Annotated in this window: 20 protein-coding genes; 11 read left to right on the forward strand and 9 right to left on the reverse strand. The window is 66.8% G+C overall.

Annotated features, from left to right (window positions below; all coding sequences use genetic code 11):
* Window positions 1–18: 18 nt before the first annotated feature.
* A complete protein-coding gene (gene kduI / locus OOB33_RS04155; RefSeq protein ID WP_271007770.1) occupies window positions 19–855 on the reverse strand; it encodes a 5-dehydro-4-deoxy-D-glucuronate isomerase in 837 nt (278 codons plus the stop codon).
* Window positions 856–1,113: 258 nt separating this feature from the next.
* Here kduI and OOB33_RS04160 point away from each other — a divergent pair, with 258 nt between their 5' ends.
* The 3 genes from OOB33_RS04160 to OOB33_RS04170 all read left to right on the forward strand — a co-directional run bounded on the left by OOB33_RS04160 (window position 1,114) and on the right by OOB33_RS04170 (window position 5,460).
* On the forward strand, window positions 1,114–1,449 hold the full coding sequence (locus OOB33_RS04160; RefSeq protein ID WP_102768744.1) for a cupin domain-containing protein: 336 nt from the start codon (window positions 1,114–1,116) through the stop codon (window positions 1,447–1,449).
* Between the two features lie 209 nt (window positions 1,450–1,658).
* Entirely contained in the window at window positions 1,659–4,655 is a 2,997-nt protein-coding gene (locus OOB33_RS04165) for a TonB-dependent receptor (protein WP_271007771.1), read from the forward strand.
* 7 nt (window positions 4,656–4,662) lie between these two features.
* Window positions 4,663–5,460, forward strand: coding sequence for a GDSL-type esterase/lipase family protein (locus OOB33_RS04170; RefSeq protein ID WP_271010010.1), 798 nt, complete (start codon window positions 4,663–4,665; stop codon window positions 5,458–5,460).
* Here OOB33_RS04170 and OOB33_RS04175 read toward each other — a convergent pair.
* The gene (locus tag OOB33_RS04175; protein ID WP_271007772.1) at window positions 5,430–6,488 is read right to left on the reverse strand and encodes an NAD-dependent epimerase/dehydratase family protein; all 1,059 of its coding nucleotides are present in this window, start codon (window positions 6,486–6,488) and stop codon (window positions 5,430–5,432) included. The genes OOB33_RS04170 and OOB33_RS04175 overlap by 31 nt on opposite strands.
* 71 nt (window positions 6,489–6,559) lie before the next feature.
* On the opposite strand from OOB33_RS04175, the gene OOB33_RS04180 reads away from it, so the two are divergent.
* The gene (locus tag OOB33_RS04180) at window positions 6,560–7,501 is read left to right on the forward strand and encodes a LysR family transcriptional regulator (protein ID WP_271007773.1); all 942 of its coding nucleotides are present in this window, start codon (window positions 6,560–6,562) and stop codon (window positions 7,499–7,501) included.
* An 80-nt stretch (window positions 7,502–7,581) separates the two neighbouring features.
* A complete protein-coding gene (locus OOB33_RS04185) occupies window positions 7,582–7,851 on the forward strand; it encodes a DUF3297 family protein (RefSeq protein WP_171828557.1) in 270 nt (89 codons plus the stop codon).
* A gap of 90 nt (window positions 7,852–7,941) precedes the next feature.
* Here the strand turns inward: OOB33_RS04185 and OOB33_RS04190 are convergent, their stop codons facing one another.
* Window positions 7,942–9,285 carry a pectate lyase family protein gene (locus OOB33_RS04190; RefSeq protein ID WP_271007774.1) on the reverse strand — a complete coding sequence of 448 codons (1,344 nt, stop codon included), beginning with the start codon at window positions 9,283–9,285 and terminating at the stop codon, window positions 7,942–7,944.
* A gap of 8 nt (window positions 9,286–9,293) precedes the next feature.
* Complete coding sequence (locus OOB33_RS04195) at window positions 9,294–10,283, reverse strand: sugar kinase (RefSeq protein ID WP_271007775.1); 990 nt, start codon at window positions 10,281–10,283, stop codon at window positions 9,294–9,296.
* A gap of 146 nt (window positions 10,284–10,429) precedes the next feature.
* On the opposite strand from OOB33_RS04195, the gene OOB33_RS04200 reads away from it, so the two are divergent.
* The 3 genes from OOB33_RS04200 (at window position 10,430) to OOB33_RS04210 (ending at window position 13,260) form a co-directional block, all read left to right on the forward strand.
* Window positions 10,430–11,410, forward strand: coding sequence for a TRAP transporter substrate-binding protein (locus OOB33_RS04200; RefSeq protein ID WP_271007776.1), 981 nt, complete (start codon window positions 10,430–10,432; stop codon window positions 11,408–11,410).
* Entirely contained in the window at window positions 11,407–11,907 is a 501-nt protein-coding gene (locus tag OOB33_RS04205) for a TRAP transporter small permease (RefSeq protein WP_271007777.1), read from the forward strand. Before OOB33_RS04200 ends, OOB33_RS04205 begins: the two co-directional genes overlap by 4 nt.
* A gap of 63 nt (window positions 11,908–11,970) precedes the next feature.
* A complete protein-coding gene (locus OOB33_RS04210; protein WP_271007778.1) occupies window positions 11,971–13,260 on the forward strand; it encodes a TRAP transporter large permease in 1,290 nt (429 codons plus the stop codon).
* A 9-nt stretch (window positions 13,261–13,269) separates the two neighbouring features.
* Here the strand turns inward: OOB33_RS04210 and mnmE are convergent, their stop codons facing one another.
* From mnmE to rpmH, 5 genes are all read right to left on the reverse strand, one after another.
* Window positions 13,270–14,652 carry a tRNA uridine-5-carboxymethylaminomethyl(34) synthesis GTPase MnmE gene (gene mnmE / locus OOB33_RS04215; RefSeq protein ID WP_271007779.1) on the reverse strand — a complete coding sequence of 461 codons (1,383 nt, stop codon included), beginning with the start codon at window positions 14,650–14,652 and terminating at the stop codon, window positions 13,270–13,272.
* 313 nt (window positions 14,653–14,965) lie between these two features.
* Window positions 14,966–16,678, reverse strand: a complete 1,713-nt coding sequence (gene yidC, locus OOB33_RS04220) for a membrane protein insertase YidC (protein ID WP_271007780.1) — start codon at window positions 16,676–16,678, stop codon at window positions 14,966–14,968.
* Window positions 16,675–16,983 carry a membrane protein insertion efficiency factor YidD gene (yidD, locus tag OOB33_RS04225; protein ID WP_271010011.1) on the reverse strand — a complete coding sequence of 103 codons (309 nt, stop codon included), beginning with the start codon at window positions 16,981–16,983 and terminating at the stop codon, window positions 16,675–16,677. Before yidD ends, yidC begins: the two co-directional genes overlap by 4 nt.
* An 81-nt stretch (window positions 16,984–17,064) precedes the next feature.
* Window positions 17,065–17,580: a ribonuclease P protein component gene (locus OOB33_RS04230; RefSeq protein WP_271007781.1), complete on the reverse strand. Its 516-nt coding sequence runs from the start codon at window positions 17,578–17,580 to the stop codon at window positions 17,065–17,067.
* A gap of 23 nt (window positions 17,581–17,603) precedes the next feature.
* Window positions 17,604–17,738, reverse strand: coding sequence for a 50S ribosomal protein L34 (gene rpmH, locus OOB33_RS04235; protein WP_054021782.1), 135 nt, complete (start codon window positions 17,736–17,738; stop codon window positions 17,604–17,606).
* Between the two features lie 647 nt (window positions 17,739–18,385).
* Between rpmH and dnaA the strand changes: the two genes are divergently transcribed.
* The 3 genes from dnaA to gyrB all read left to right on the forward strand — a co-directional run bounded on the left by dnaA (window position 18,386) and on the right by gyrB (window position 23,953).
* Window positions 18,386–19,897 carry a chromosomal replication initiator protein DnaA gene (gene dnaA / locus OOB33_RS04240; RefSeq protein ID WP_271010012.1) on the forward strand — a complete coding sequence of 504 codons (1,512 nt, stop codon included), beginning with the start codon at window positions 18,386–18,388 and terminating at the stop codon, window positions 19,895–19,897.
* Between the two features lie 245 nt (window positions 19,898–20,142).
* The gene (gene dnaN / locus OOB33_RS04245; RefSeq protein ID WP_102768729.1) at window positions 20,143–21,279 is read left to right on the forward strand and encodes a DNA polymerase III subunit beta; all 1,137 of its coding nucleotides are present in this window, start codon (window positions 20,143–20,145) and stop codon (window positions 21,277–21,279) included.
* Between the two features lie 124 nt (window positions 21,280–21,403).
* Window positions 21,404–23,953, forward strand: a complete 2,550-nt coding sequence (gene gyrB, locus OOB33_RS04250; RefSeq protein WP_102768728.1) for a DNA topoisomerase (ATP-hydrolyzing) subunit B — start codon at window positions 21,404–21,406, stop codon at window positions 23,951–23,953.
* The last annotated feature ends 49 nt before the right edge of the window (window positions 23,954–24,002 follow it).

Below are 24,002 nucleotides of genomic sequence, written 5' to 3' on the forward strand. Positions count from 1 at the left end.
GATGTCGCGTGGGTCCGCTCAACGCAGCGCAGTCATGGGCACATGGTCCATGTCCTTGAAGACCTGGTTCTCGCCCACCATGCCCCAGATGAAGGTGTAGGCCTGAGTGCCGACGCCGGAGTGGATGCTCCAGCTCGGGCTGATCACCGCCTGCTCGTTGCGCACCACCAGGTGCCGGGTCTGGCTCGGCTCGCCCATCATGTGGAAGACGGCGGCGTTCTCGTTCATGTCGAAGTAGAAGTACACCTCCATGCGCCGGTCGTGCGTGTGGCAGGGCATGGTGTTCCACAGGCTGCCGGGCTCCAGCTGGGTCATGCCCATCAGCAGCTGGCAGGTGGGCAGCACATCGGGCACCAGGAATTTGTAAATGGTGCGGCGGTTGCTGGTCTCGGGCGCGCCCAGGGTCTCGGGCGAGGCCTCGGCCAGCGTCACCTTGCGGTGCGGGTAGGCGGTGTGGGCCGGCGCGCAGTTGAAGTAGAGCTTGGCAGGTTGCGCCGGGTCCACGCTGCTGAAGGCCAGCTCGCGGGCGCCCTGGCCCACGTACAAGGCCTCGCGCGGGCCGATCTCGAAGACCTGTTCATCGACGCTGACGCGGGCGGCGCCGCCGATATTGATCAGGCCCAGCTCGCGGCGCTGCAGGAAGAAATCGGTGCCAGTGTGCTTGCCCAGCTCGGGCGCGAAACGCACGGCCTGGCCGACCGGCATGATGCCGCCGACGATGATGCGGTCGATCTGGCTGTAGGTCAGCGTCGCTTGGTCGGGCTGGAACAGGTCCTGGACCAGGAAATGGCGGCGCAGGCCCTCGGTGTCCAGGGTTCGTGCGTGTTCGCTGTGGATGGGTTGGCGGATGTCCATGGCTGGGGTCCTAGCGGTCGGGCGGGAGGCCGGCGAAGCCGCGCGCGTCAGGCGGCGGTCGGGGTGCGGGGGGTTTGGCAAGCCCAGGCAGAAGGCCTGTGGCGCTGCGAATGGGTGCAAGCCTAACGCAGCTCAGGACTTTCCCGGAATTATGGTTTCTATTTAGTGAACCGCTGTTTCATTTATTCAGCGGAACGCTATAGTCTGAGCCATCGATGCGTGAAACGGCCGTTCGCGCCGCAGCAGGAGACCTCCCCGATGAGCACACCGTACTTCGACAACGCCAGCAGCGCCTGGACCGAGCTGGGCGATGGCATCCGCCGCAAGATCGTGGGCCACACGCCGGAGCTGATGTCGGTGCTGGTGCAGTTCGACCAGGGCGCCATCGGCAGCGTCCATGCCCACGATGCGCATGACCAGATCGCCTTTGTGGTCAGCGGCTCTTTCGAAGCCGATGTGGCCGGCATCAAGAAGATTCTGCGCGTCGGTGATGCCTTCACCGCGCCGCGCCTGACCCCGCACGGTGTGGTGGCCCTGGAGGCCGGCAGCACCTTGCTCGACCAGTTTTCCCCGCCTCGGCAGGACTACCTCTAAAGAAAGAGGCCAGCCCCCCTGCCACCGGAGGCGGCCGCACTGCAGCGGCCGCCCCGGCTCTCCCGATGTAGCGGTGCCCTGCGTGCGCCCTCCAAGCCAGAACCGAACCGGCCAAGCCGCACAGACGGCGCCGGGTCGTGCGAAACCCGCATCAGAGCGTCAGCCGGCCCCGACCGAGCGACGCCGCCCCAAACCATTGGAGACAAGCCATGACCTCGCGCCCCGCCTCGCCGCAGACGCCCCGATTCACCTGCCGCCGCAGCCTGCTCTCGCTCGCCTCGCTGGCGGCCCTGAGCACCCTGGCCGCCGGCGCCCAGGCGCAGAGCGCGCCGCCAGCGGCCACACAAGCCGCCCCGGCCGCACCGTCCAAGGCCAACCTCGACACCGTCACCGTCACCGGCCTGCGCGCTTCGCTGGAAAGTGCGCTGCGTGCCAAGCGTGATGACAACAGCATCGTCGATGTCATCAAGGCCGAGGACATGGGCAAGTTCCCCGACACCAATCTGGCCGAATCGCTGCAGCGCGTGCCCGGTGTGGTGATCGACCGCGACGCCGGCGAGGGCCGCAACATCACCGTGCGCGGCCTGGGCCAGGATTTCACCCGCGTGCGCATCAATGGCATCGAGGGTCTGGCCACCACCGGCGGCACCGACAGCTCGGGCGGCGCCAACCGCTCGCGCGGCTTTGACTTCAATGTCTTCGCCTCCGAGCTGTTCAACTCGCTGACCGTGCGCAAGAGCAGCTCCGCCGATGTGGACGAAGGCTCGCTGGGCGCCACGGTGGACCTGCAAACCACCCGGCCTTTTGACCTGAAGGGCTTCACCGGCATGGTGTCTCTCAAGGGCGGCTACAACGACCTGTCCGGCAAAACCACGCCGCGCGCCGCCTTCCTGCTGTCCAACACCTTTGCCGACAAGAAGCTCGGCGTGCTGATCTCGGGCGCCTACTCGCAGCGCAAGGTGCTGGAAGAAGGCTTCAGCACGGTGCGCTGGGACAACGGCCCCTCCTCCGGCGGCTGGTGCGCCCCGCAGGGCGTGACCCCGGCCAACCCGAGCAACTCCACCGCCACCACCTGCGGCCCCGCCGCCCAGGGCGTGCTGCGCCTGGCCAACACCGCGGCCAATATCGCGGCCTACAACGAGGCCAGCAAGGCCGAGAACTTCCACCCCCGCCTGCCCCGCTACGGCCGCCTGACCCATGACCAGGACCGCCTGGGTGTGACCGCCGCCGTGCAGTTCAAGCCGGCCGATGGCACCCTGCTGACCCTGGACCTGCTCTACTCCAAGCTCGACGCCACCCGCCAGGAAGACTTCCTGGAAGTGATCTCCTTCAGCCGCAACGCCGGCCAGGGCGGCAAGCCGCAAACCAGCGTGGTTTCGGCCAGCTATGCGCCCAACGGCGCCCTGATCAAGGGCGTGTTCAACGGCGTGGATGTGCGCGCCGAGTCGCGTTTCGACGAGCTCTCCACCACCTTCACCCAGCCCACCCTGACCCTGGAGCAGGACTTTGGCGAGCATGTGCGCCTGACCGCCCGCGCCGGCCGCGCCACCAGCAAGTTCCGCAACCCGGTGCAGACCACCACCACGCTGGACGCGCTCAATGTCAACGGCTACAGCATCGACTTCAGCGCCGACGACCGCGCCCCGGCCATCAGCTACCCCTTCGACCCGACCCAGGCAGGCGGCGCCCTGACCCTGGTCGGTGTGCCCGTCGCCAGCAGCGGCACCCAGGCCGGCACCATCACCAACACCACCAGCAGCGAGATCCGCATCCGCCCGCAAGGTGCCAGCAACACCAACGATGTGTTCCACCTGGACCTGGCCTGGGACGTGATGCCCAACAAGCTCATGCTCAAGGGCGGGGTGGACTACAAGAAGTACAGCTTCGACTCCTACGAGTTCCGCCGCGTCAACCAGAACGACACCATTTTCCCAGTGCCAGCCGGCAGCACGGTGGCCAGCCTGACGACCAGCCTGACCGGCTTCGGCAAGGGCCAGAACCTGCCCGCCGGCACGGCCACCAGCTGGGTCATCCCCAATCTGGCCGCCATCGCCCAGGCCTACGACATCTATTGCAACTGCATCAAGAGCGGCCCGGCCGGCGGCCCCGGTGACTTCACGCTCTCGTCCATCACCAACGGCAATGCGCGCGGCAACAACCGCAGCGTCACCGAGCAGGACGAGGCGGCCTTCTTCCAGCTGGACTTCAACACCCGCCTCGGTGACATCCCGGTGCGCGGCAATATCGGCACCCGCTATGTCAAGACCAAGCTGGCGGCCACCGGCTACCAGGCCGCTGGCGGCGGCACCGCTGTGACGGTGGACCATGTTTACGACGACCTGCTGCCCGCCGCCAACCTGGCCGCCACGCTGAGCAAGGATGTGATCGTGCGCTTCGCCGCGGCCAAGGTCATGGCCCGGCCGCAGCTGGGCAATCTGAGCCCGGGCGGCACCATCTCCACCACCGGCACCTTGTCGGTCACCAGTGGCAACCCGCTGCTCAAGCCCTTCCGTGCCACCACCTTCGATTCCAGCATCGAGTGGTACTTCGCCAAGAACGCCTTCCTGGGCCTGGGCCTGTTCCAGAAGAACATCAGCACCTACATCCAGAGCATCCGCAACAACGTCCCATTCAAGCAGACCGGCCTGCCCATGAGCCTGCTGCCGAGCAACTTCACCGGCGACGAGGTCTTCCAGGTCACCGCCCCCATCAACACCGACGGCGGCAAGCTGCAGGGCTTCGAGCTCAACTACCAGCAGCCTTTCACCTTCCTGCCCGGCTGGGGCAAGAACTTCGGCGCCCTGCTGAACTACACCTATGTGAAGAGCAAGATCGAGTACGTGGTCTCGCCCACCAGCACGGCCACCATCACCGACGACCTGATCAACCTCTCGCCCAAGTCCTGGAACGCCACGCTGTACTACGACGACGGCGCCTTCAGCGCCCGCATCTCGGGCTCGCAGCGCTCTGGCTTCGTCACCCGCGTGCCGGGCCAGAACAACAACGATGTCGAGGGCAAGAACAAGACCTTCAACGTCGATGTCTCGCTGAGCTACAAGGTCAATGACAAGCTGGAAGTGACCCTGGAAGGCGTCAACCTGACCAACCAGGCCAACGACCAGTTCATCAGCCGGGCGCGCGACAGCGTGGTGGTCAACAACGTCACTGGCCGCGAGCTGATGGCCGGTTTCCGCTACCGCTTCTGAGGTGGCGATGCGCCAGGTCTGGGGACTGGGGCTGCTGGCGCTGGCCAGCACTCACGCGTGGGCCGAGCCTGAGGCGATTCGGGCGCCCCAGGCCCTCGTGGTCCTGGTGGGTGACTCCACCCTGGCTACGCGCAGCGGCTATGGCGACGCCTTGTGCGCCCGCTTCAGGCCGGAGTTGCAATGCCTGAACCTGGCGCGCGGCGGCCGCAGCAGTGCCAGCTACCGGGCCGAGGGCCTGTGGGATGCCCTGCGTGAGCGCCTGCGCCAGGAACCGTTGCAGCCGACCTGGGTGCTGATCCAGTTCGGTCACAACGACCAGCCGGGCAAGCCGGGTCGCTCCACCGATCTGGCGACCGAGTTTCCCGTCAATCTGGCCCGTTACTTGAGCGAGCTGCGCGAGCTGGGCGCCACGCCGGTGCTGCTGACCCCCTTGACCCGGCGCAGCTTCCGCGAGGGCCAGCTGCTCAATGACCTGCGCCCCTGGGCCGAGGCCGCGCTGCGGGTGGCGGCTGAGGCCGCGCCGCCCGTCGCCGCCATCGACCTCAATGCCATGAGCCATGCCCTGGTGCAGGCCATGGGCGAGGACGAGGCCGACCGCCTGGCCATGGCGCCCAAGCCCAGCGCGGCCGAGCCCGTGGCTTTGGCCGCGTCGGCGGAGCGTGCGGGCGCTGCCAAGAGTGCGTTTGATCGCACCCATGTGGGCGAGCGGGGCGCGCAGCTGTTCTCGGCCCTGGTGCTGCGCGAGTTGCTGCGTGTGCAGCCTGCGCTGGCGCCCTATGCCTTGAGCCCAGCCGCCGCCGAGTGAGACGCCAAAGCCGCGGCAAGGGGGAGACAGCCCAGGCCACGCAGGCTCTGCGCCACGGCTTCGTCGAGCGGTGTGTGCGGCTCTTCGCCGAGCACGGCTCGCAGGCGCGCGTTGTCCATGCTTACGGGCTGGCGCCAGAGGTAGCGCATCTCCTGCATCTCGCGCAGCGTGGCTTTGAACGGCGCGAGCACACGCATCAACCACCAGGGAAAGGCGCGCAGCCGCGGTGTCGGCAGGCCGTGCTGTGCCATCACGCGCTGAATGGCCTCGCCCATCTGGCGCCCGTCGGCGTCCCAGTGGCCGGCCATGTGGAAGCTTGCAAAAGCCGGCAGCTCCGCGCGCCGCTGCACCAGGGCCACCATGGTGCGCGCCACATCGGGCAGAAAGGCCCACTGGTGGCCCACGCCCGGCGTGGCCGGCAGCAGCACGCGCTTGGGCGGCCTTCCCGGCTGGATCAGGCCTTGTGAAAACCAGCTGTTGCCCGGCTGCGGGCCAAAGAAATCGCCAGCGCGCACGATCAGCACCTGGCAGGGGCGCTCGGCGGCTTCGCTTGCAGCTTCCTGCAGGCGCCGCTCCATCTCCACGCGGATGGCTCCTTTGCGGCTGGGCGGCTGCTGCGGCGCGTCCTCGCGCAGCGGCATGGGCGCATCCGGCGCGTAGTTGTAGACCGTGCCGGGCAGCAGCAGGCAAGCGCCCTGCTCGCGCGCCGCAGCGATGCTGTGCTCCAGCATGGGCAGCACCAGCTCGGCCCAGCGAAGGTAGCCGGGCGGGTTGACGGCATGCACGATCAGCTGGCAGCCCTGGGCGGCCTGCCGCACGGCCGTGCCGTCCAGCGCATCGCCGCGCTGCCAGGCGATGCCGCTGCGGGCCTGGGCCTCGCTGGGCGGCTCGCGCTTGAGGCCGCGCACCTGCCAGCCGGCGGCCAGCAGCTGGCGAGCGACTTCGCCGCCGATGCCGCCGCTGGCGCCCAGGACCAGGGCGATGCCTGGAGTGGAAGAAAGAGAGACGGGGCTGGGTGTGGTGTTCATGGCCGCCAGTCTCGGCCGCCCGAGCCCCGCGCGGAACTGCCGACGATGTGCCAGCGGCTATACAGTTCTGCATGGATTCCAAGAACAAAGATCTCGACAACAAACCCGGCAAGGACATCGGCTGGGAGCTCTACCGCACCTTCCTCGGCGTGCTGCAGGAGGGCTCGCAATCGGGCGCCGCGCGCGCCCTGGGCCTGGCCCAGCCGACCGTGGGCCGGCACATCGAGGCGCTGGAGCAGGCCCTGGGCCTGCCGCTCTTCACGCGCTCGCAGCAAGGCCTCTTGCCCACCGAGGCGGCGCTGACCTTGCGAGAAGGCGCCGAGGCCATGGCCCACCAGGCGGCCTCGCTGCAGCGTTTGGCACAAGAGCGCCAGCTCGGCGCCCAGGGCCAGCTGCGCGGCGTGGTGCGGGTGACGGCCAGCGAGGTCATGGGCGTGGAAGTGCTGCCGCCCATCTTGGCCCGGCTGGCGCAGGAGGAGCCCGGCCTGGTGGTCGAGCTGGTGCTCAGCAACCGCATGCAGGACCTGCTGCAGCGCGAGGCCGACATCGCCGTGCGCATGACCGCGCCCACGCAGGAGCAGCTGATCGCGCGCCGCCTGGGTACGGTGGAGCTGGGGCTGTTCGCCCGCAGCGACTACCTGGACCGCGCCGGCCGCCCGGCCACGCTGGAGGATCTGGCCACGCACCGCCTGGTCGGCTATGACCAGGAGACGCCTTTCATTCGCGCCGCCCGCCAGGGCTTCCCAAGCTGGCGCCGCGAGGCCTTTGCACTGCGCAGCGACAGCGATCTGGCCCAGCTGGCCTTGCTGCGCGCCGGCGCCGGAATCGGCGTCTGTCAAGTTGCCCTGGCGCGGCGCAGCCCGGGTCTGGAGCGCGTGCTGCCCGAGCAGCTCAGCCTGCCGCTGGAAACCTGGCTGGCCATGCACGAAGACCTGCGCCAAAGCCTGGCCTGCAAGCGCGTGTTCGAAGCCCTGGCCGAAGGCTTGAGTGAAATGATGGCGGCCCCGGCCTGACGGGGCCGCGCCAAATCGCGGAAAATGCCGGCATCCAGCCCCACCCGGGGCCTTTTGTTTTTTTGACGATTGCTGCCGCCATGACTGACTCCGCCGCCTCTACCGCCGCTCCCACCGACCGCCCCGCCATCCCCGACCACCTGTCCATCGACCCGCGCAGCCCGCACCACGATGCCGCCGTGTTCCAGCACGACATCGGCATCCGCCTGAACGGCAAGGAGCGCTTCGATGTGGCCGAGTACTGCATCAGCGAAGGCTGGGTCAAGGTGCCGGCCGGCCGCACCGTGGACCGCAAGGGCAACCCGGTGATGATCAAGCTCAAGGGCACGGTGGAAGCGTTCTACCGCTGAGCACCTTGATGCGCTGACGCAGCCCTCCGGCTGCTGTGCCGCCGCGGCCCCGGACTTCGGCCCGCATTCGGGCGCCAAGCCGCTCTGGCTTCAGCGCCCGCGCTTGAACAGCGAGGCCCAGCCGGCGCGCGGGCTCATGTCCTCGAGATTCCAGGCCTCGGGCTGAAACGCCTGCTTGCTGGGCGCGTAGCGCGGGTAGCCGCTGGCGTTCTGCAGCTCGCTGTCGATGATCTGGCCACGGCCCTCGGTCACATCAGACAGCAGCTTGAAATCAATCGGGTCGCGGTCCCAGGGCCGGGCGCCCACGGCCAGGGGCAGTTCCGCCTCCAGGCGCCGTGCCGGCAAGATGCGGCTCAGCGGCAGGTCGGCGGGCAGCTCGGGCGCCGGCAGTTGCAGGATGCGCGCCTGTCCTGCGCTGTAGAGGCCGGTCTGGGCCACGGCGGCGCCGTACTCGTCCACCGCCAGGTTGTCGTGCAGGAACAGCGCCACGTCGCCGTGGCCGCCGAGTGCGAACAAGGGCGTGTTGGGCCGCGTGTCCGGGCCCTGGCGGTAGGCGTTGCCGATCAGGCTGATGCGGCCGGTCTGCCAGGGGTGGGGCGCCCACTCATGCGCGACCAGGTTGTAGTGCACCGCCTTGTTGCCGGGGTTGTAGATCAGGTTGTTGACCATGGCCGCCTGCACGCCGCCTTTGAACAAGGCATTGCGCTCGCGGTTGGAGGCGTAGAGATTGGCGTAGAGCAGGATGCCGCTGGCGTTGTCGTGCACCAGGCTGCCCTTGGAATGCTCGCCCTTCTCGTGCACCGAAGTGCCCAGGCCTTCGTAGATCAGGTTGTGGCTGAAGGTGATGGCGTGCGAGGTGTTGCGGCGCCAGTCCTCGGGCGTGGCGCCCTCGAAACGCGGGCCGCCGACCGACAGGTTTTCGTCCGTGGCCCAGGACAGGCTGCAGTGGTCGACGATGACGTGGTGGGCCGCGCCCTGGGTGGAGATGCCGTCCTGGTCGGCGCCGCTTTTCTTGGCGCGGCCGAACTCACCGGGCCGGAACATCAGGTGCTGGACGATCACCTGGTGGGTGGCGATATTGACCTCGCCCTTGATCACGGTGATGCCAGGCTTGGGGGCGGTCTGGCCGGCGATGGTCAGGTAGGGGTGGCGGATGTTGATCGTCTGGCCGGCCAGGTCGATGACGCCTCCGACTTCAAACACCACGATGCGCGGCCCCTCGGCCTCCAGCGCTTCGCGCAGCGAGCCGGGGCCGGATTCGTTCAGAGTGCTGACCCTCAGGATGCGCCCGCCGCGGCCGCCCACGGTGCCGGCGGCCCAGCCTTGCACGCTGATGCCGGCAGTGTCCAGTTGGGGCGCTGGGGGGCTTTCGGCGCTGGCGCTGAAAGACAAGGCCAGCACGTAGACGCTGGCAAGCAGATGGCGACGACGCATGGCGGTGCTCATGCGTGGGGTTGCAGCAGATCGGCCATCAAGGCCGGCTCGATCAAGGCGCCGCGGTGCTGGATCACGCGCGCGGCCAGGCGGTTGCCGAAGCGGGCCGATTCCAGCGCCGGGCGGCCGCGCAGGCGCTGGCTCAGATAGCCGCCGGCAAAGGAGTCGCCGGCGGCGGTGGTGTCGACCACGCGCTCGACGCGCTCGGTGGCGGCTTCCTGCCAGTCTGGGGCGCCGGCTTCCGGTGCGCGCACCAGGGTGGCTTCGGCGCCGCGCTTGATCAGCAGCTCGCGCGGGGCCAGGTCTTGCGCGGCGGCCACCGCCTCGGCCAGGCTGGGCAGTTCGAACAAGGCCTGGTGGTCGTCGGCCGTGATCAGGCCGACGCTGGCCAGGTCCAGGGCGCGGCGGAAGACCGCCTGCGCCTCGGCGCGGCTGGCCCAGAGCCGCGGCCGGTAGTTGTTGTCGAACACCACCATGGCGCCCCGTGCGCGCAGCGCCTCCATCAAGGCGAACACGCGCTCGCGCCCGGCCGCCGGCAGGATGGCCAGGCTGATGCCGCTCAGGTAGAACAGGTCCCAGTCGGCGGCCTGGTCCTCCAAAGGTGTGCGCTCGCTCTCAAAGTAGGCCTTGGCGGCGCTGGTATCGCGCCAGTAGTTGAAGCTGCGTTCGCCGCGCGCATCGACCTCGATCATGTAGAGCCCGGGCATGCGGCCGGGGATCTGACGCACCAGATCCAGGGCCAGGCCTTCGGCCGCCCAGCGCTCCATCAGGCCACGGCTGAGGCCGTCCTCGCCCAGGCCGGTGGCGTAGTGCACGGTGTAGGGCGCAGCGGCCTCGGCCTCGTTCTGGCCTGGGTCCGCAGCACAGCGCGCCAGATAGACCGCCGTGTTCAGGGTGTCGCCGCCAAAGCCTTGTTGCAGCGCGCCAAAGGCCGGGCCGACCAGCTCCAGCATGCATTCGCCGAGCACCGCCACCTGCTTTGTTGAAGCTACCCTCATGGAATCCCTTAGTAATTTGGAACGCTGTTTCGTTATTCTATTTGCGAGCGAACAAATTTCGAAACAAGGGCTGACCCTGATGCGCCGAGGCTGAGGCCGCATGCGTGCCGGGGCAGACCCTCCCTCACTCGCCCGGAGACGCCCCCATGCTTTGCCCCCGCTTCAAGATCCTGCCCGCCGCTGCCTTGCTGGCCTTGGCGCTGAACCAGCCGGCCGCCCAGGCCCTGACCCTGCGCGCCGCCGATGTGCACAACAGCAATGAGTACCCGACCGTGCTGGCGCTCAAACGCATGGGCGAGCTGCTGGAGCAGCGCAGCGCCGGGCGCATCAAGCTCAAGGTCTTCAACAAGGGCGCACTGGGCACCGAGAAGGAAACCATCGACCAGCTCAAGATCGGCGCGCTGGAGCTGACCCGCGTGCACATCAGCCCCATGAACGCCATCTGCCCGCAGACCCAGGTGCCGACCATGCCCTTTTTGTTCCGCTCGGTGGCGCAGATGCGCCGCGCGCTGGACGGCCCGGCCGGCGAGGAGATCCTGCGCGCCTGCGAGCCGCAGGGCTTCATCGGCCTGGCCTTTTACGACAGCGGCGCCCGCTCCATCTATGCCCGCAAGCCGATCAAGACTCCGGCTGATGCCAAGGGCTTGAAGATCCGCGTGCCGCAGTCGGACCTCTGGGTGGCGGTGGCCGCGGCCCTGGGCGCCAATGCCACGCCCATGCCGGTGGGCGAGGTCTACACGGGGCTCAAGACCGGCCTGGTCGATGCGGCCGAGAACAACCTGCCTTCGTTTGAAGGCTTCAAGCATTTCGAGGCGGTCAAGTTCTACTCCCGCACCGAGCACTCCATGGCGCCCGAGCTGCTGCTGATGAGCAAAAAGGTCTACGACGGCCTGCCGCCCGCCGACCAGCAGCTGATCCGCGCCGCGGCCAAGGAATCGGTCGCCTTCCAGCGCCTGCGCTGGGACGAGCAGGAGGCGAAATCGCTGGCCTTGGTGAAAGCCGGCGGCGCGCAGATCGTCGACGTGGACAAGAGCGCTTTCCAGGCCTTGATGCCGCCGGTCTACGCCCGCTTCATGAACACGCCCGAGCTGCAGCGCCTGGTCAAGACCCTGCAGGAGACACCGTGAACTTCACAGCATTCACGCGCTTGTGCGCCGCCCTGTCCAAGCTGGCGCTGGTGGCCGCGGTGGTCTGCCTGATCGCGGTGCTGCTGTGCGTGCAGTTGCAGGTGCTGGGCCGTTATGTCTTGAACGACACGCCCACCTGGACCGAGGGCCTGGCCATGCTGCTGGTGCTTTATGTCACGGCCTTTGGCGTGGCCGTCGGCGTGCGCGATGCCGGCCACATCGGTCTGGAGTCTTTGCTGGTGCTGCTGCCCGAACGCTGGCGCTTGCGCCTGGAGTTGCTGATCCATGCCCTGGTGGCGGGCTTTGGCGCGCTGATGGCGCAGTCGGGCTGGGTCTGGACGCAGCTGAAGTGGAGCGAGCCCAAGCCCATGCTGGGCGTGCCCGAGGGGCTGGACTACCTGCCGCTGCTGATCGCCGGCGTGCTGATCGTGCTGTTCTCGCTGGAGCATATGCGTGCGCTCTGGCGCGGTGAGGCGGTGCCCCCGTCCTGGTACTGAACCAAGCGCAGCACGCCGCCTGGCGAAGCCTGCCCCCCTTTTGATTCACAAGGATTTGATGCGATGGAACTCTGGGTTCTGGGCCTGAGCTTTGCCCTCTTGCTGCTGCTGGGCGTGCCGGTGGCCTTTGCGATCGGCCTGTCTTCGGTGGCCACCATGCTGGCGGCCGATCTGCCACTGGCTCTGGTCTTTCAGAAGATGGTCGGTGGCATGCAGGTCTTCTCCTTCCTGGCCATTCCCTTCTTCGTGTTCGCCGGCGAGCTGATGCTTTACGGCGGCATTGCCGACCGCATCGTGCGCTTCGCCAACAGCCTGATCGGCCATGTGCGCGGCGGTTTGGGCATGAGCAATGTGCTCGGCTGCACCTTGTTCGGCGGCGTGGCGGGCTCGCCGCTGGCCGATGTCTCGGCCATGGGCTCGGTGATGATTCCGCTGATGAAGAAGGAGGGCTACCACGCCGACTACGCGGTCAACGTGACCACGCATGCGGCCTTGGTCGGCGCCTTGATGCCAACCTCGCACAACCTCATCATCTTCGTGCTGGCCGCCTCCGGCATCGCCTCGGTCAGCGTCTTCGGCCTGATCCTGGCGGCGCTGATCCCGGCCCTGCTGCTGACCCTGGCCAATCTGGCCGCGGCCTACGGTGTGGCCGTGCGGCGCGGCTATCCCACGCATGGCGCCTTCCCGGGCTGGGCGGCGGTGGGCCGCGCTTTTGTCGGCGCCCTGCCGGGCCTGCTGGTGGTGGTGATCATCCTGGCCGGCATCCTCAGCGGGGTCTTCACCGCCACCGAGTCGGCCGCCACGGCGGTGTTCTGGGCCCTGGGGGTGACGGTCTTCGTCTACCGCGCGCTGAGCTGGCAGAACTTCCTCAAGGCCTGCGCCAAAGCCTGCAAGACCACCGGCGTGGTGCTGCTGCTGATCGGCATCTCCTCGGCCTTCGGCTACTTCATGGCCTTGTACGAGGTGCCGCAGCGCACCGGTGAGCTGATGCAAAGCGTCAGCCAGAGCCCCTGGGTGATCTTTCTGATGGTCAACCTGCTGCTCTTCGTGCTCGGCACCTTCCTGGACATGGCGGCCACCATCCTGATCTGCACGCCGATCTTTCTGCCCATCTGCCAGCAGTACGGCATGGACCCGCTGCAGTTCGGCATCCTGATGCTGATCAACTGCGCCCTGGGCCTCAACACCCCCCCGGTCGGCAGCACCCAGTTCGTCGGCTGCGCCATCGGCGGCATCTCGGTCGGTCAGGTCATGCGCTCGATCTGGCCCTTCTACGGCGCCTTGCTGGCCACGTTGGCGCTGGTGACTTTTGTGCCGGCGATCTCGCTCTGGCTGCCGGCGCTCATGAAGTGAGCGGGCCCCTCACTTGCCAATACAAAACTTGCTGAATATTTCTCCCAGCAAATCGTCGGCCGAGAAGGCACCGGTGATCTCGCCCAGCGCATCGTGGGCCAGGCGAAGTTCTTCGGCCAGCAGGTCCAGTGCCGGCGGCTGCTGGTGGGCCACGGCTTGGGCCATGTCCAGGTGTTCCCGTGTGCGGCGCAGGGCCTGCACATGGCGTTCGCGGGCGATGTAGAGGCCTTCGGGCGTGGCTTGCCAGCCGACCTGCTGCAGCAGGCGCTGGCGCAGGGCTTGCAGGCCGGCGCCGGACCTGGCGGACAGGCTCAGCGCGCCCTCGGGCACCGGCGCGGCATTCGGCGCATCGCTCTTGTTGAACACTTGCAGGATGCGCTCGGATGACACGTTAGCGAGACGGGCTGAGATCAAGCGGTCTTCGGCCTCGTAGTCGGCCTGGCCAACACGGGTCAGGTCGTGCAGGAAGAGGATCACATCGGCATCGGCAATCGCCTCCCAGCTGCGCGCCACGCCGATGCGCTCGACCTCGTCCTCGGTGTCGCGCAGGCCGGCGGTGTCGCTGATGTGCAGGGGCACGCCTTCGATCTGTATGGTCTGGCTGACCTTGTCGCGCGTGGTGCCCGGGATGGGCGTGACGATGGCCAGCTCGGCGCCGGCCAGGGCGTTCAGCAGCGAGCTCTTGCCTACATTGGGCTGGCCGGCCAGCACGACCTTGATGCCCTCGCGCAGCAGGGCGCCCTGGCGGGTGCGGTCCAGCACGGCGTCCAGGCGCTGCTGCAGGCGGCTCAGGCGGCCGAGTGCATCGGCCTGCTGCAGGAAGTCGATTTCTTCCTCGGGGAAGTCCAGGGTCGCCTCGACCAGCATGCGCAGCTTGATCAGCGCGTCGCGCAGCTCACCCACCTCGCCCGAGAGCGCGCCGCCCAGGGCCCGGCTGGCGCTGCGGGCCGCGGCCTCGGTGCTGGCGTCAATCAGGTCGCTGACGGCCTCGGCCTGGGCCAGGTCCAGCTTGCCGTTGAGAAAGGCGCGCTGGGTGAACTCACCCGGCTCGGCCAGGCGCAGGGCCAGGCCCTGCTCGCGCCCCGCTTCCAGGCAGCGCGCCAGCAGCAGCTGCAGCACCACCGGGCCACCGTGGGCCTGCAACTCCAGCACATGCTCACCGGTGTAGGAATGCGGCGCCGGAAACAGCAGGGCCAGGCCCTGATCGATGGCCGCGCCGGCCGCGTCGCGAAACGGCAGATACGTGGCCTCGCGTGCTTTCAGTGCCTTGCCGCAGACCGCGGCCACCATGGGGGTCAGGTCTTGCGGAGAGGACACCCGGACGATGCCGACGGCGCCTCGACCCGGTGCGGTGGCAATGGCGGCGATGGGGTCGTGGTGGCGGGAGAGCATGGCGGAATTATCGGGCTGCCGCAGCGGGCAAAAAAATGCCGGCGCTGAACGGCAGATCAGCGCCGGCTTGGGGCCTGGCGGCTTGCGGCGCGATGGGCCCAAGATATGGCGCGGGGGAGGCCGGGTTCCAGCGCTCGCGTGAGGCTGGATCTCGGGCCTGGGTTCACCGACCGGTGTGGCGATGAAGCACTCTGCCCCGCATGACTCGATTGAAGGCTTGTTTCGCCCAAGAAAAAAGCCCTCAGTTACGGGGTAACTGGGGGCTTCGTGAACTATTGCAAGTGCCGGGCACTTGCGAAAGGCGGGGGCAGCTCTAGTTCTGCACGCCCAGTTTCTTGTTGATGTACCACTGCTGGGCGATCGACAGGATGTTGTTCACCAGCCAGTACAGCACCAGACCCGAGGGGAAGATGAAGAACATGAAGCTGAAGGCCAGCGGCATGATCCACATCATCTTGGCCTGCATCGGGTCCGGCGGGGTCGGGTTCAGCCAGACCTGGAACAGGCTGGAGGCCGTCATCAGCAGGGGCAGGATGAAGTAGGGGTCCTTGACCGACAGATCGGTGATCCAGCCCAGCCAGGGCGCGCCGCGCATTTCCACGGTGGACAGCAGCACCCAGTACAGGCCCATGAAGAAAGGCATCTGCAAGAAGATGGGCAGGCAACCACCGATGGGGTTGACCTTCTCCTCGCGGTAGATCTTCATCATCTCCTGCTGCATCTGCTGCGGCTTGTCCTTCAGGCGCTCACGCATTTCCTGAATCTTGGGGCCGACGGCCTTCATCTTCGCCATGCTCTTGTAGGCGCTGGCGTTCAGCCAGTAGAAGGCGATCTTCAGCAGCACGACCAGGGCGATGATGGCCCAGCCCCAGTTGCCCAGGATGGAGTGCAGCTTCTCCAGCAGCCAGAACAGCGGCTTGGCCAGGATGGCGAAGATGCCGTAGTCCTTCACCAGCTCCAGGCCCGGGGCCAGCGCGGCGAGCTTGTTTTCTTCCTGCGGGCCGACGAAGAGCTGGTCCAGCTTGGTGGCGGTGGCGCCCGGAGCCAGCTGGGGCAGGGTGAAGACCATGCCGACGGCGAATTGCTCGGGCACGGCGCCCTTGAGCTTGTTGACGAAGAACTCGCGCGGTGCGGCATCGTTGTGCAGCCAGGCGCTGGCGAAGTAATGCTGCACCATGGCCACCCAACCGTCGTTGGCGGTCTTCTCGTGCTCGGCCTTGCCCTTGGCCAGGTCGCTGAACTCGAACTTCTGGAACTTGTTCTTGTCGGTGTAGATGGCCGGGCCGGTGAAGGTGCCGGTGAAGGCCGTGCCGCCCGGGCCGGCCACGCCGTCGCGCACCAGCTGCACATAGACCTGCGGGGTCAGTGCGGCCGCGCCCTTGTTGATGACCTCGTGCTTGACGCCGATGACATAGTCGCCGCGCTTGAAGCTGTAGGTCTTCACATAGGTCACGCCGCCGACTTCGGCCGATTCCAGGCGCACCAGCAGCTCGTTGGCGCCGTCGGCCAGCTTGCGCTCGGGCGTGGTCACCGTCATCAGCGTGTTGTGCGTGGGCAGCTGCTCTCCGCGCGTGCCCACCAGGCCGGTCTGGGCCTTGTAGCTTTGCGAAGCGGCATCCAGCAGCACGATGGGCGTGGGCTCCACCTTGGGCTTGTCCTTCAGGCCCACGGCTTGCAGCAGCGGGTCGAACAGGCCCGGTTCGGGCGAGTGCAGGTACTTGGGCAGCTCGACGCGGGTGACATCACCGCCCTGGGTGTCCAGGGTGACGGTCAGCACATCGGTGGTGATGGTCAGCTTTTCGCTCTTGGCAGCGACGGGCGCGCCCGGCACCGCGGTGGCGCCAGCCGCCTGGCCAGCGGTCGCGGGCACGCCGGCCTGTGCGGCCGACCCGGCGGCCGCCACAGGCTTGGCAGCCGGCGGGCTGAACATCGACGGGTGTCCGTTGTGCTTTTGCCAGCCGTCCCAGAGCAGGACGAGAGACATGGTGAACACCACCCACAGGACGGTGCGGCGAATATCAGTCATGAGGAGGCTTCTGATTGGGTGGAATTGCGAGGGGAAGGGGAAGGCGAACTCGGCGCGCACAGCCCGAGTCGGCTGAACAGCGCAGGCGGATTGTCAGGCACAGCGTCATGGCCGCCCGCGCAAAAGGGGTGGCAGCGCAACAGACGGTGCACGGTGAGATAGCTGCCGGCCGCCGCGCCGTGGCGCTGCAAGGCTTCGATCGAGTAGACCGAACAGGTCGGCTCGAAACGGCAGGCGCTGCCCAGCCAGGGGCTCAGCAGCAGGCGATAGCCACGCACCAATCCGACCAAGGCGCGCTGGGCGATCGAGGGAGCGGAGGGGTCGTGGGCCATGGCGGGTGGAGTGGCAAGGCAGACCGGGTGGAAGGCGAAGCGCTGCGCCGCGCTTCAGGGCTGGGCCGCGGCAGGCGCAGCGGCGCTGGCCGCGGGCGGCGTCGGCGTCGGCGTCGGCGTCGGCGTGGTTTTGGGCAGCAGCCGGCCCACCAGCTGGCTCAGTTCGGCGCGCGCAGCAGCGCGCAACGCATCAGAGGCAGCGCTGGGAAACAGCTTGCGATCGAAAGGCGTGCGCAAACGCACCACCCACAGACCGGGCGGCAACTGCGGCTGGTCGGCAAAGGCGGCGCGAATCTGGCGCTTCAGCAGGGAGCGCGTCACGGAGCGACGGGCGTGGCGCTTGGGCACGATGACCCCCAGCCACTGGCCGTCCGGCCGTGCTTCATCCACAGGACTGTGGGCTTCTTGTGCATCGCCTGTTGATAACTTGGCTGCGTCGGTGGATAAGACCTTGGCAGGCAGGCTCGGCGAGGCCGACAGATGGTGCACGGCGAAGTGGGGGCTGCGCACGCGGCTGGGGCGACCCAGCACGCGTTCAAAGTCGGCCGATCGCACGATGCGGCCGATCATGATTCAGGAGGAAAGAACCTGAATTAGACAGCCAGACGCTTGCGGCCCTTGGCGCGGCGCGCAGCGATGACGGCACGGCCACCGCGGGTCTTCATGCGGACCAGGAAGCCATGGGTGCGGGCGCGACGGGTCTTGGATGCTTGGTAAGTACGTTTCATGATGGAGGCCTCTTGAGAAGGTCTAAGGACGTCGGATGACGCTTTAGCTGTGGTTGGCGATCAATCGCCGGGTGCAAAACGAGTTGCGGATTGCACCTCAAGCGTCGGCTGGATCGGGGGCTGGTGCTCTGCGGGGCGGATCGCCCGGCGGTTTACAGCTCTTTCACCAACAGCCACTGATGTGTGCCGCGCCGGGGCGCCGCTCATGCGTTTGCAACAACAAACCCTGAGCCAGTCGCTGACCTGTGAACAAGTCGGCGGCCCCGCCTGGGGTTTGATGCTGCGACGATCGCCAAGTTCGGCCCAAGCCAAAGTCAGCCAAAGCCAGCCTGGTCACGAGGATGATTGCCTGGCGCCGGCTCTGGGCTTGAGCCCACCGGGGCAGCGTGCTGCGCCCGAGAGTTGGCACCAAACACCCGACCCAAGGTCCGCAGCGTCCGGAAAACCCGCGATTACACCAAAGAATGCCCCTTCGGTCAATGCCCGGGGATTTGCCAGCCGGGTTTGCCGGGGATTGACCGCGCCGAAAAATCTGTGGATAACCTCTAAATTCGCGGCCCCGAACCCGTACAATCCGGCCGCTCAAGAACAAGTTTTCCACAATGAGCGCAGACATGTTTGGGGCAGAGGGCCTGAGCCCGCAACCGATGCAGCAAGACCCGGGTTTCGACCTGTGGCAGCGCGGTTGCGAGAGGTTGGCCGCCGAGTTGCCCGAGCAACAATTCAACACCTGGATCCGCCCTTTGCCGCCCGCTGTGGTGGCTGATGGCGCGGGTGTCGAGGGCCTGGTCGTGTCCCTGCGGGTGCCCAACCGCTTCAAGCTGGACTGGATTCGCAACCAGTACGCCGGCCGCATCGAATCCATCCTCAGCGAACTCGCCGGTAAGCCTGCCCGCCTGGAACTGGCCCTGGCCGCGCGTGAGCCGCTGGCACCGATGAGCCGCTCGGCCGCGGTGAGCTCGCCGTCCAGCCAGCCTATCACCGTGGGCCAGGTGCTGCACAACGGCCTGCGCCCGGTCAGCCACCCTTCTGCCTCCCCCGCCGCGCCGGCTGCGGGCCCTGTTGTGGCCGGCCAGCCGCTTGCGGCCGCGCCGCAGCAGGCGCCTTCCGCCGCTGCCAACCTGCCGCCGAGCGCCAGCCGCCACCGCATCAACAGCGCGCTGACCTTTGACAACCTCGTGCCCGGCCGCGCCAACCAGATGGCGCGCACCGCTGCCCTGCATGTGGCTGGCGCCCCGGGCCAGATGTACAACCCGCTGTTCATCTACGGCGGTGTCGGCCTGGGCAAGACCCATTTGATCCACGCCGTGGGCAACGCCCTGCTCAAGGACAAGCCCGATGCGCGCGTGCTCTACCTGCACGCCGAGCAGTTCATCTCCGACGTGGTGAAGAATTACCAGCGCAAGACCTTTGACGAGCTCAAGGCCAAGTACCACTCACTCGACCTGCTGCTGATCGACGATGTGCAGTTCTTCGCCGGCAAGGAGCGTACGCAGGAGGAGTTCTTCAACGCCTTCGAGGCCCTGCTGGCCAAGCGAGCTCACATCATCATGACCAGCGACACCTACCCCAAGGGCCTGGCTGACATCGATGAGCGCCTGACCAGCCGTTTCGACGCCGGCCTGACGGTGGCCATCGAGCCGCCCGAGCTGGAGATGCGCGTCGCCATCCTGATCAAGAAGGCCGAGGCCGAACAAACGCCCATGCCCGAGGACGTGGCCTTCTTCATCGCCAAGAACGTGCGTGCCAATGTGCGCGAGCTGGAAGGCGCCCTGCGCAAGGTGCTGGCCTACAGCCGCTTCAGCCACAAGGAAATCAACATCCAGCTGGCGCGCGAGGCGCTGAAAGACCTGCTCTCGATCCAGAACCGCCAGATCTCGGTCGAGAACATCCAGAAGACGGTCGCCGATTTCTACAAGATCAAGATCGCCGACATGTACAGCAAGAAGCGCCCGGCCAGCATCGCCCGGCCGCGCCAGATTGCCATGTACCTGGCCAAGGAGCTGACGCAGAAGAGCCTGCCCGAGATCGGCGAGCTCTTCGGCGGCCGCGACCACACCACCGTGCTGCACGCCGTGCGCAAGATCGGTGGCGAGCGCCAGAAGAACACCGAGCTGAACCAGCAGCTCCACGTGCTCGAGCAGACCCTGAAGGGCTGAAAAACCGCCGGGAGCCGCCCGCGCTTCGGGCCTCAGCCCGTCCCGGCGCCCTCACTGTGCAAAGACAGGGTTCCCACCCCCGGGAAAGACCCCAATCCTGGGTCAAAATGCGGGTTGTTTCCGCGCGCGCGTCTGACTGGTGATGGATGGAGCCTGTCGCGCCGCCCAAGCCCGGTCAGGGCCTACGGCCCGGAAACGCTGTACAGATGAACTGACAAGCAAACAAGCGACAGAGCGAGGTTGACATGATTGTGTTGAAAGCCACCCAGGACAAGGTGCTGAGCGCCCTGCAGGCGGTCGCCGGCATTGTGGAGCGGCGCCACACCCTGCCCATCCTCGCCAATGTGCTGATCCGCAAGACCGGCGGCCAGCTGGAGCTGACCACCTCCGACCTGGAAATCCAGGTCCGCACCTCGGCCGAACTCGGCGGCGATGCCGGCGACTTCAGCACCACCGTCGGTGCCCGCAAGCTGATCGACATCCTGCGCTCCATGCCCGCGGACCAGACCGTCTCGCTGACGGCCAATGGCTCTAAGCTGACCCTGCAAGGCGGCAAGAGCCGCTTCACCCTGCAGACCCTGCCCTCGGATGACTTCCCCCTGGTGCAAGAGGCCGCCGATTTCGGCCCCGCCTTTGCCGTGCCGCAGAAGACGCTCAAGCACCTGATCAACCAGGTGCACTTCGCCATGGCGGTGCACGACATCCGCTACTACCTGAACGGCATCCTGTTCGTGGCCGAAGGCAAGAGCTTGACCCTGGTCGCCACCGACGGCCACCGCCTCGCCCTGGCCCAGGCCGAGCTGGAAACCGAGATCCCCAAGCAGGAAGTCATCCTGCCGCGCAAGACCGTGCTCGAGCTGATGCGCTTGCTGAAAGACGGCGCCAAGGCCGACAAGAGCGGCGACAGCGAGGAAGCCCCCATCGAGATGCGCTTCGCCGGCAACCAGGCCAAGTTCAGCTTCTCGGGCATGGAGTTCGTGACCAAGCTGGTCGAGGGCAAGTTCCCTGACTACAACCGCGTCATCCCCAAGAACCACAAGTTCAACGTCACCCTGGGCCGGGTGCAGCTGCTGTCCAGCCTGCAGCGCGCCGCCATCCTGACCAGCGAGAAGTTCAAGGCCGTGCGCCTGTCCTTCGAGCCGGGCCTGCTGAGCATCGCCTCCAGCAACGCCGAGCAAGAGGAAGCCAAGGAAGAAATCGAAATCGACTACGGCGGCGACCTGATCGAAACCGGCTTCAACGTGACCTACCTGATGGACGCGCTGCAGAACATGAGCCAGGACATGGTCAGCATCGATCTGAACGACAGCTCCGCCAGCGCCCTGATCACCATCCCCGAGCAAAGCGGCTTCAAGTACGTCGTGATGCCGATGCGGATCTGAGCTCGCGGGCGCGAGCCCAGATCCGCTGCGCGGTGAATATTGCGCTCCCCCCTGCCCCCCGCCAAGCGGGGGGTTCTAGTTTGAGAGTTGTACCGGCCGCACGGCGGCCTTGAAAGAGTTCCCGATGAGTGATGTGCCGAACAACGAGATGAATCCCGACGGTCTGACCGACAAGCAGCAGGCCGCCGCCGATGCGGACGTGACGGCGGGCGCGGTTTACGGCGCCGATTCCATCCAGATCCTCGAAGGCCTGGAAGCCGTGCGCAAGCGCCCCGGCATGTACATCGGCGACACCTCGGACGGCACCGGCCTGCACCATCTGGTTTTCGAAGTGGTGGACAACTCCATCGACGAATCCCTGGCCGGCCATTGCGACGACATCGTCGTCACCATCCACACCGACAACTCCATCAGCGTCAGCGACAACGGCCGGGGCATCCCCACCGATGTGAAGATGGACGACAAGCACGAGCCCAAGCGCAGTGCCGCCGAAATTGCACTGACCGAGCTGCACGCCGGCGGCAAGTTCAACCAGAACAGCTACAAGGTCTCGGGTGGCCTGCACGGGGTGGGTGTGAGCTGCGTGAACGCGCTGTCCAAGCACCTGCGCCTGACCGTGCGCCGCGAAGGCAAGATCCACCAGGTCGAGTTCAAGAAGGGCGTGCCGCAAGACCGCCTGCTCGAGATGCGTGACGGTTTTGAAGTCAGCCCGATGAAGATCGTCGGCGACACCGACAAGCGCGGCACCGAGGTGCACTTCCTGCCCGACGACGAGATCTTCACCAACGTCGATTTCCACTACGAAATCCTGGCCAAGCGCCTGCGCGAGCTGAGCTTCCTGAACAACGGCGTGAAGATTCGCCTGGTCGATGAGCGCAACAACAAGGAAGACAACTTCGCCTACGCGGGCGGCGTGAAGGGCTTTGTTGAGTTCATCAACAAGGGCAAGAACACCCTGCACCCGACCATCTTCCACGCCCAGGGCGACAAGATCAGCGAGCAAGGCACCAACGTCGGCGTGGAAGTCTCCATGCAGTGGAACGAGAGCTACAACGAAAACGTGCTCTGCTTCACCAACAACATCCCGCAGCGCGACGGCGGCACCCACCTGACCGGCCTGCGCGCCGCCATGACCCGCGTGCTGAACAAGTACATCGCCGACAACGACCTGGCCAAGAAAGCCAAGGTCGAGGTGGCCGGCGACGACATGCGCGAAGGCCTGGCCTGTGTGGTCAGCGTCAAGGTGCCCGAGCCCAAGTTCAGCTCGCAGACCAAGGACAAGCTGGTCTCCAGCGAAGTGCGCGCCCCGGTGGAAGACATCGTCGGCCGCCTGCTGACCGACTTCCTGCTTGAGAACCCCATCGACGCCAAGATGATCTGCGGCAAGATCCTTGACGCCGCCCGCGCCCGCGAAGCCGCCCGCAAGGCCCGCGAAATGACCCGCCGCAAGGGCGTGCTCGATGGCCTGGGCTTGCCCGGCAAGCTGGCCGACTGCCAGGAAAAAGACCCCGCCCTGTGCGAGATCTACATCGTGGAGGGTGACTCCGCCGGTGGCTCCGCCAAGCAAGGGCGCGATCGCAAGTTCCAGGCCATCCTGCCCCTGCGCGGCAAGATCCTGAACGTCGAGAAAGCGCGTTATGAAAAGCTGCTCACCAGCAACGAAATCCTGACGCTGATCACGGCCCTGGGCACCGGCATCGGCCGCGGCGCCGGCAGCGATGACTTCAACCCCGACAAGCTCCGCTACCACCGCATCATCATCATGACCGACGCGGACGTGGACGGCGCCCACATCCGCACCCTGCTGCTGACCTTCTTCTACCGCCAGATGCCTGAGCTGGTCGAGCGCGGCCACATCTACATCGCCCAGCCGCCGCTCTACAAGGTCAAGGTTGGCAAGCACGAGCAGTACCTGAAAGACGGCCACGAGCTCGACGGCTTCCTGCTCAAGATCGCCATGCAAGACGCCTACCTCCACACCGGTGTGGGCGACAACGTGCTCAGCGGTGACGCGCTCGAAACCCTGGCCCGCCGCTACGTGGCGGCTGAAAGCGTGATCACCCGCCTGTCCAACTGGATGGACTTTGAAGCCCTACGCGTGCTCTCCGGCGGCCTGGCCATCAACCTCGACAGCAAAGACGCTGCCGAAGCCGCCGCCGCCGCCATGCAAGGCGCGCTGCACCAGGCCGAGGTGTCCAGCGAGTACGACGAGCGCAGCGATAAATACCTGCTGCGCATCAGCCGCAAGCAGCACGGCAACACCCGCTCCAGCGTCATCAACGCCGACTTCTGCCACAGCGCCGATTACGAAGTGCTCAGCGCCGCCGGCGCCTCCTTCAAAGACCTGCTGACCGAAGGCGCCACCGTGCGCAAGGGCGAGGGCGAGAAAGCCAAGGAAAGCAAGGTCAGCGACTTCCGCGCCGCCATGGCCTGGCTGATGCAGCAAGCCGAAAACTCCGTCGGCCGCCAGCGCTACAAGGGTCTCGGCGAAATGAACCCCGAGCAGCTCTGGGAAACCACCATGGACCCCAACGTCCGCCGCCTGCTGCGCGTGCAGATCGACGACGCCATCGAAGCTGACCGCGTGTTCACCATGCTGATGGGCGACGAGGTGGAGCCGCGCCGCGATTTCATTGAGACGAATGCGCTGAGGGCGGGGAATATTGACGTTTGATGGCCCTCGACAGGGTCGCAAGCCGCCTGCCGGTGCGACCCTGTCACAT

The sequence above is a fragment of the Paucibacter sp. B51 genome (assembly GCF_027863535.1).
Lineage (GTDB): Bacteria > Pseudomonadota > Gammaproteobacteria > Burkholderiales > Burkholderiaceae_C > Paucibacter_A > Paucibacter_A aquatilis.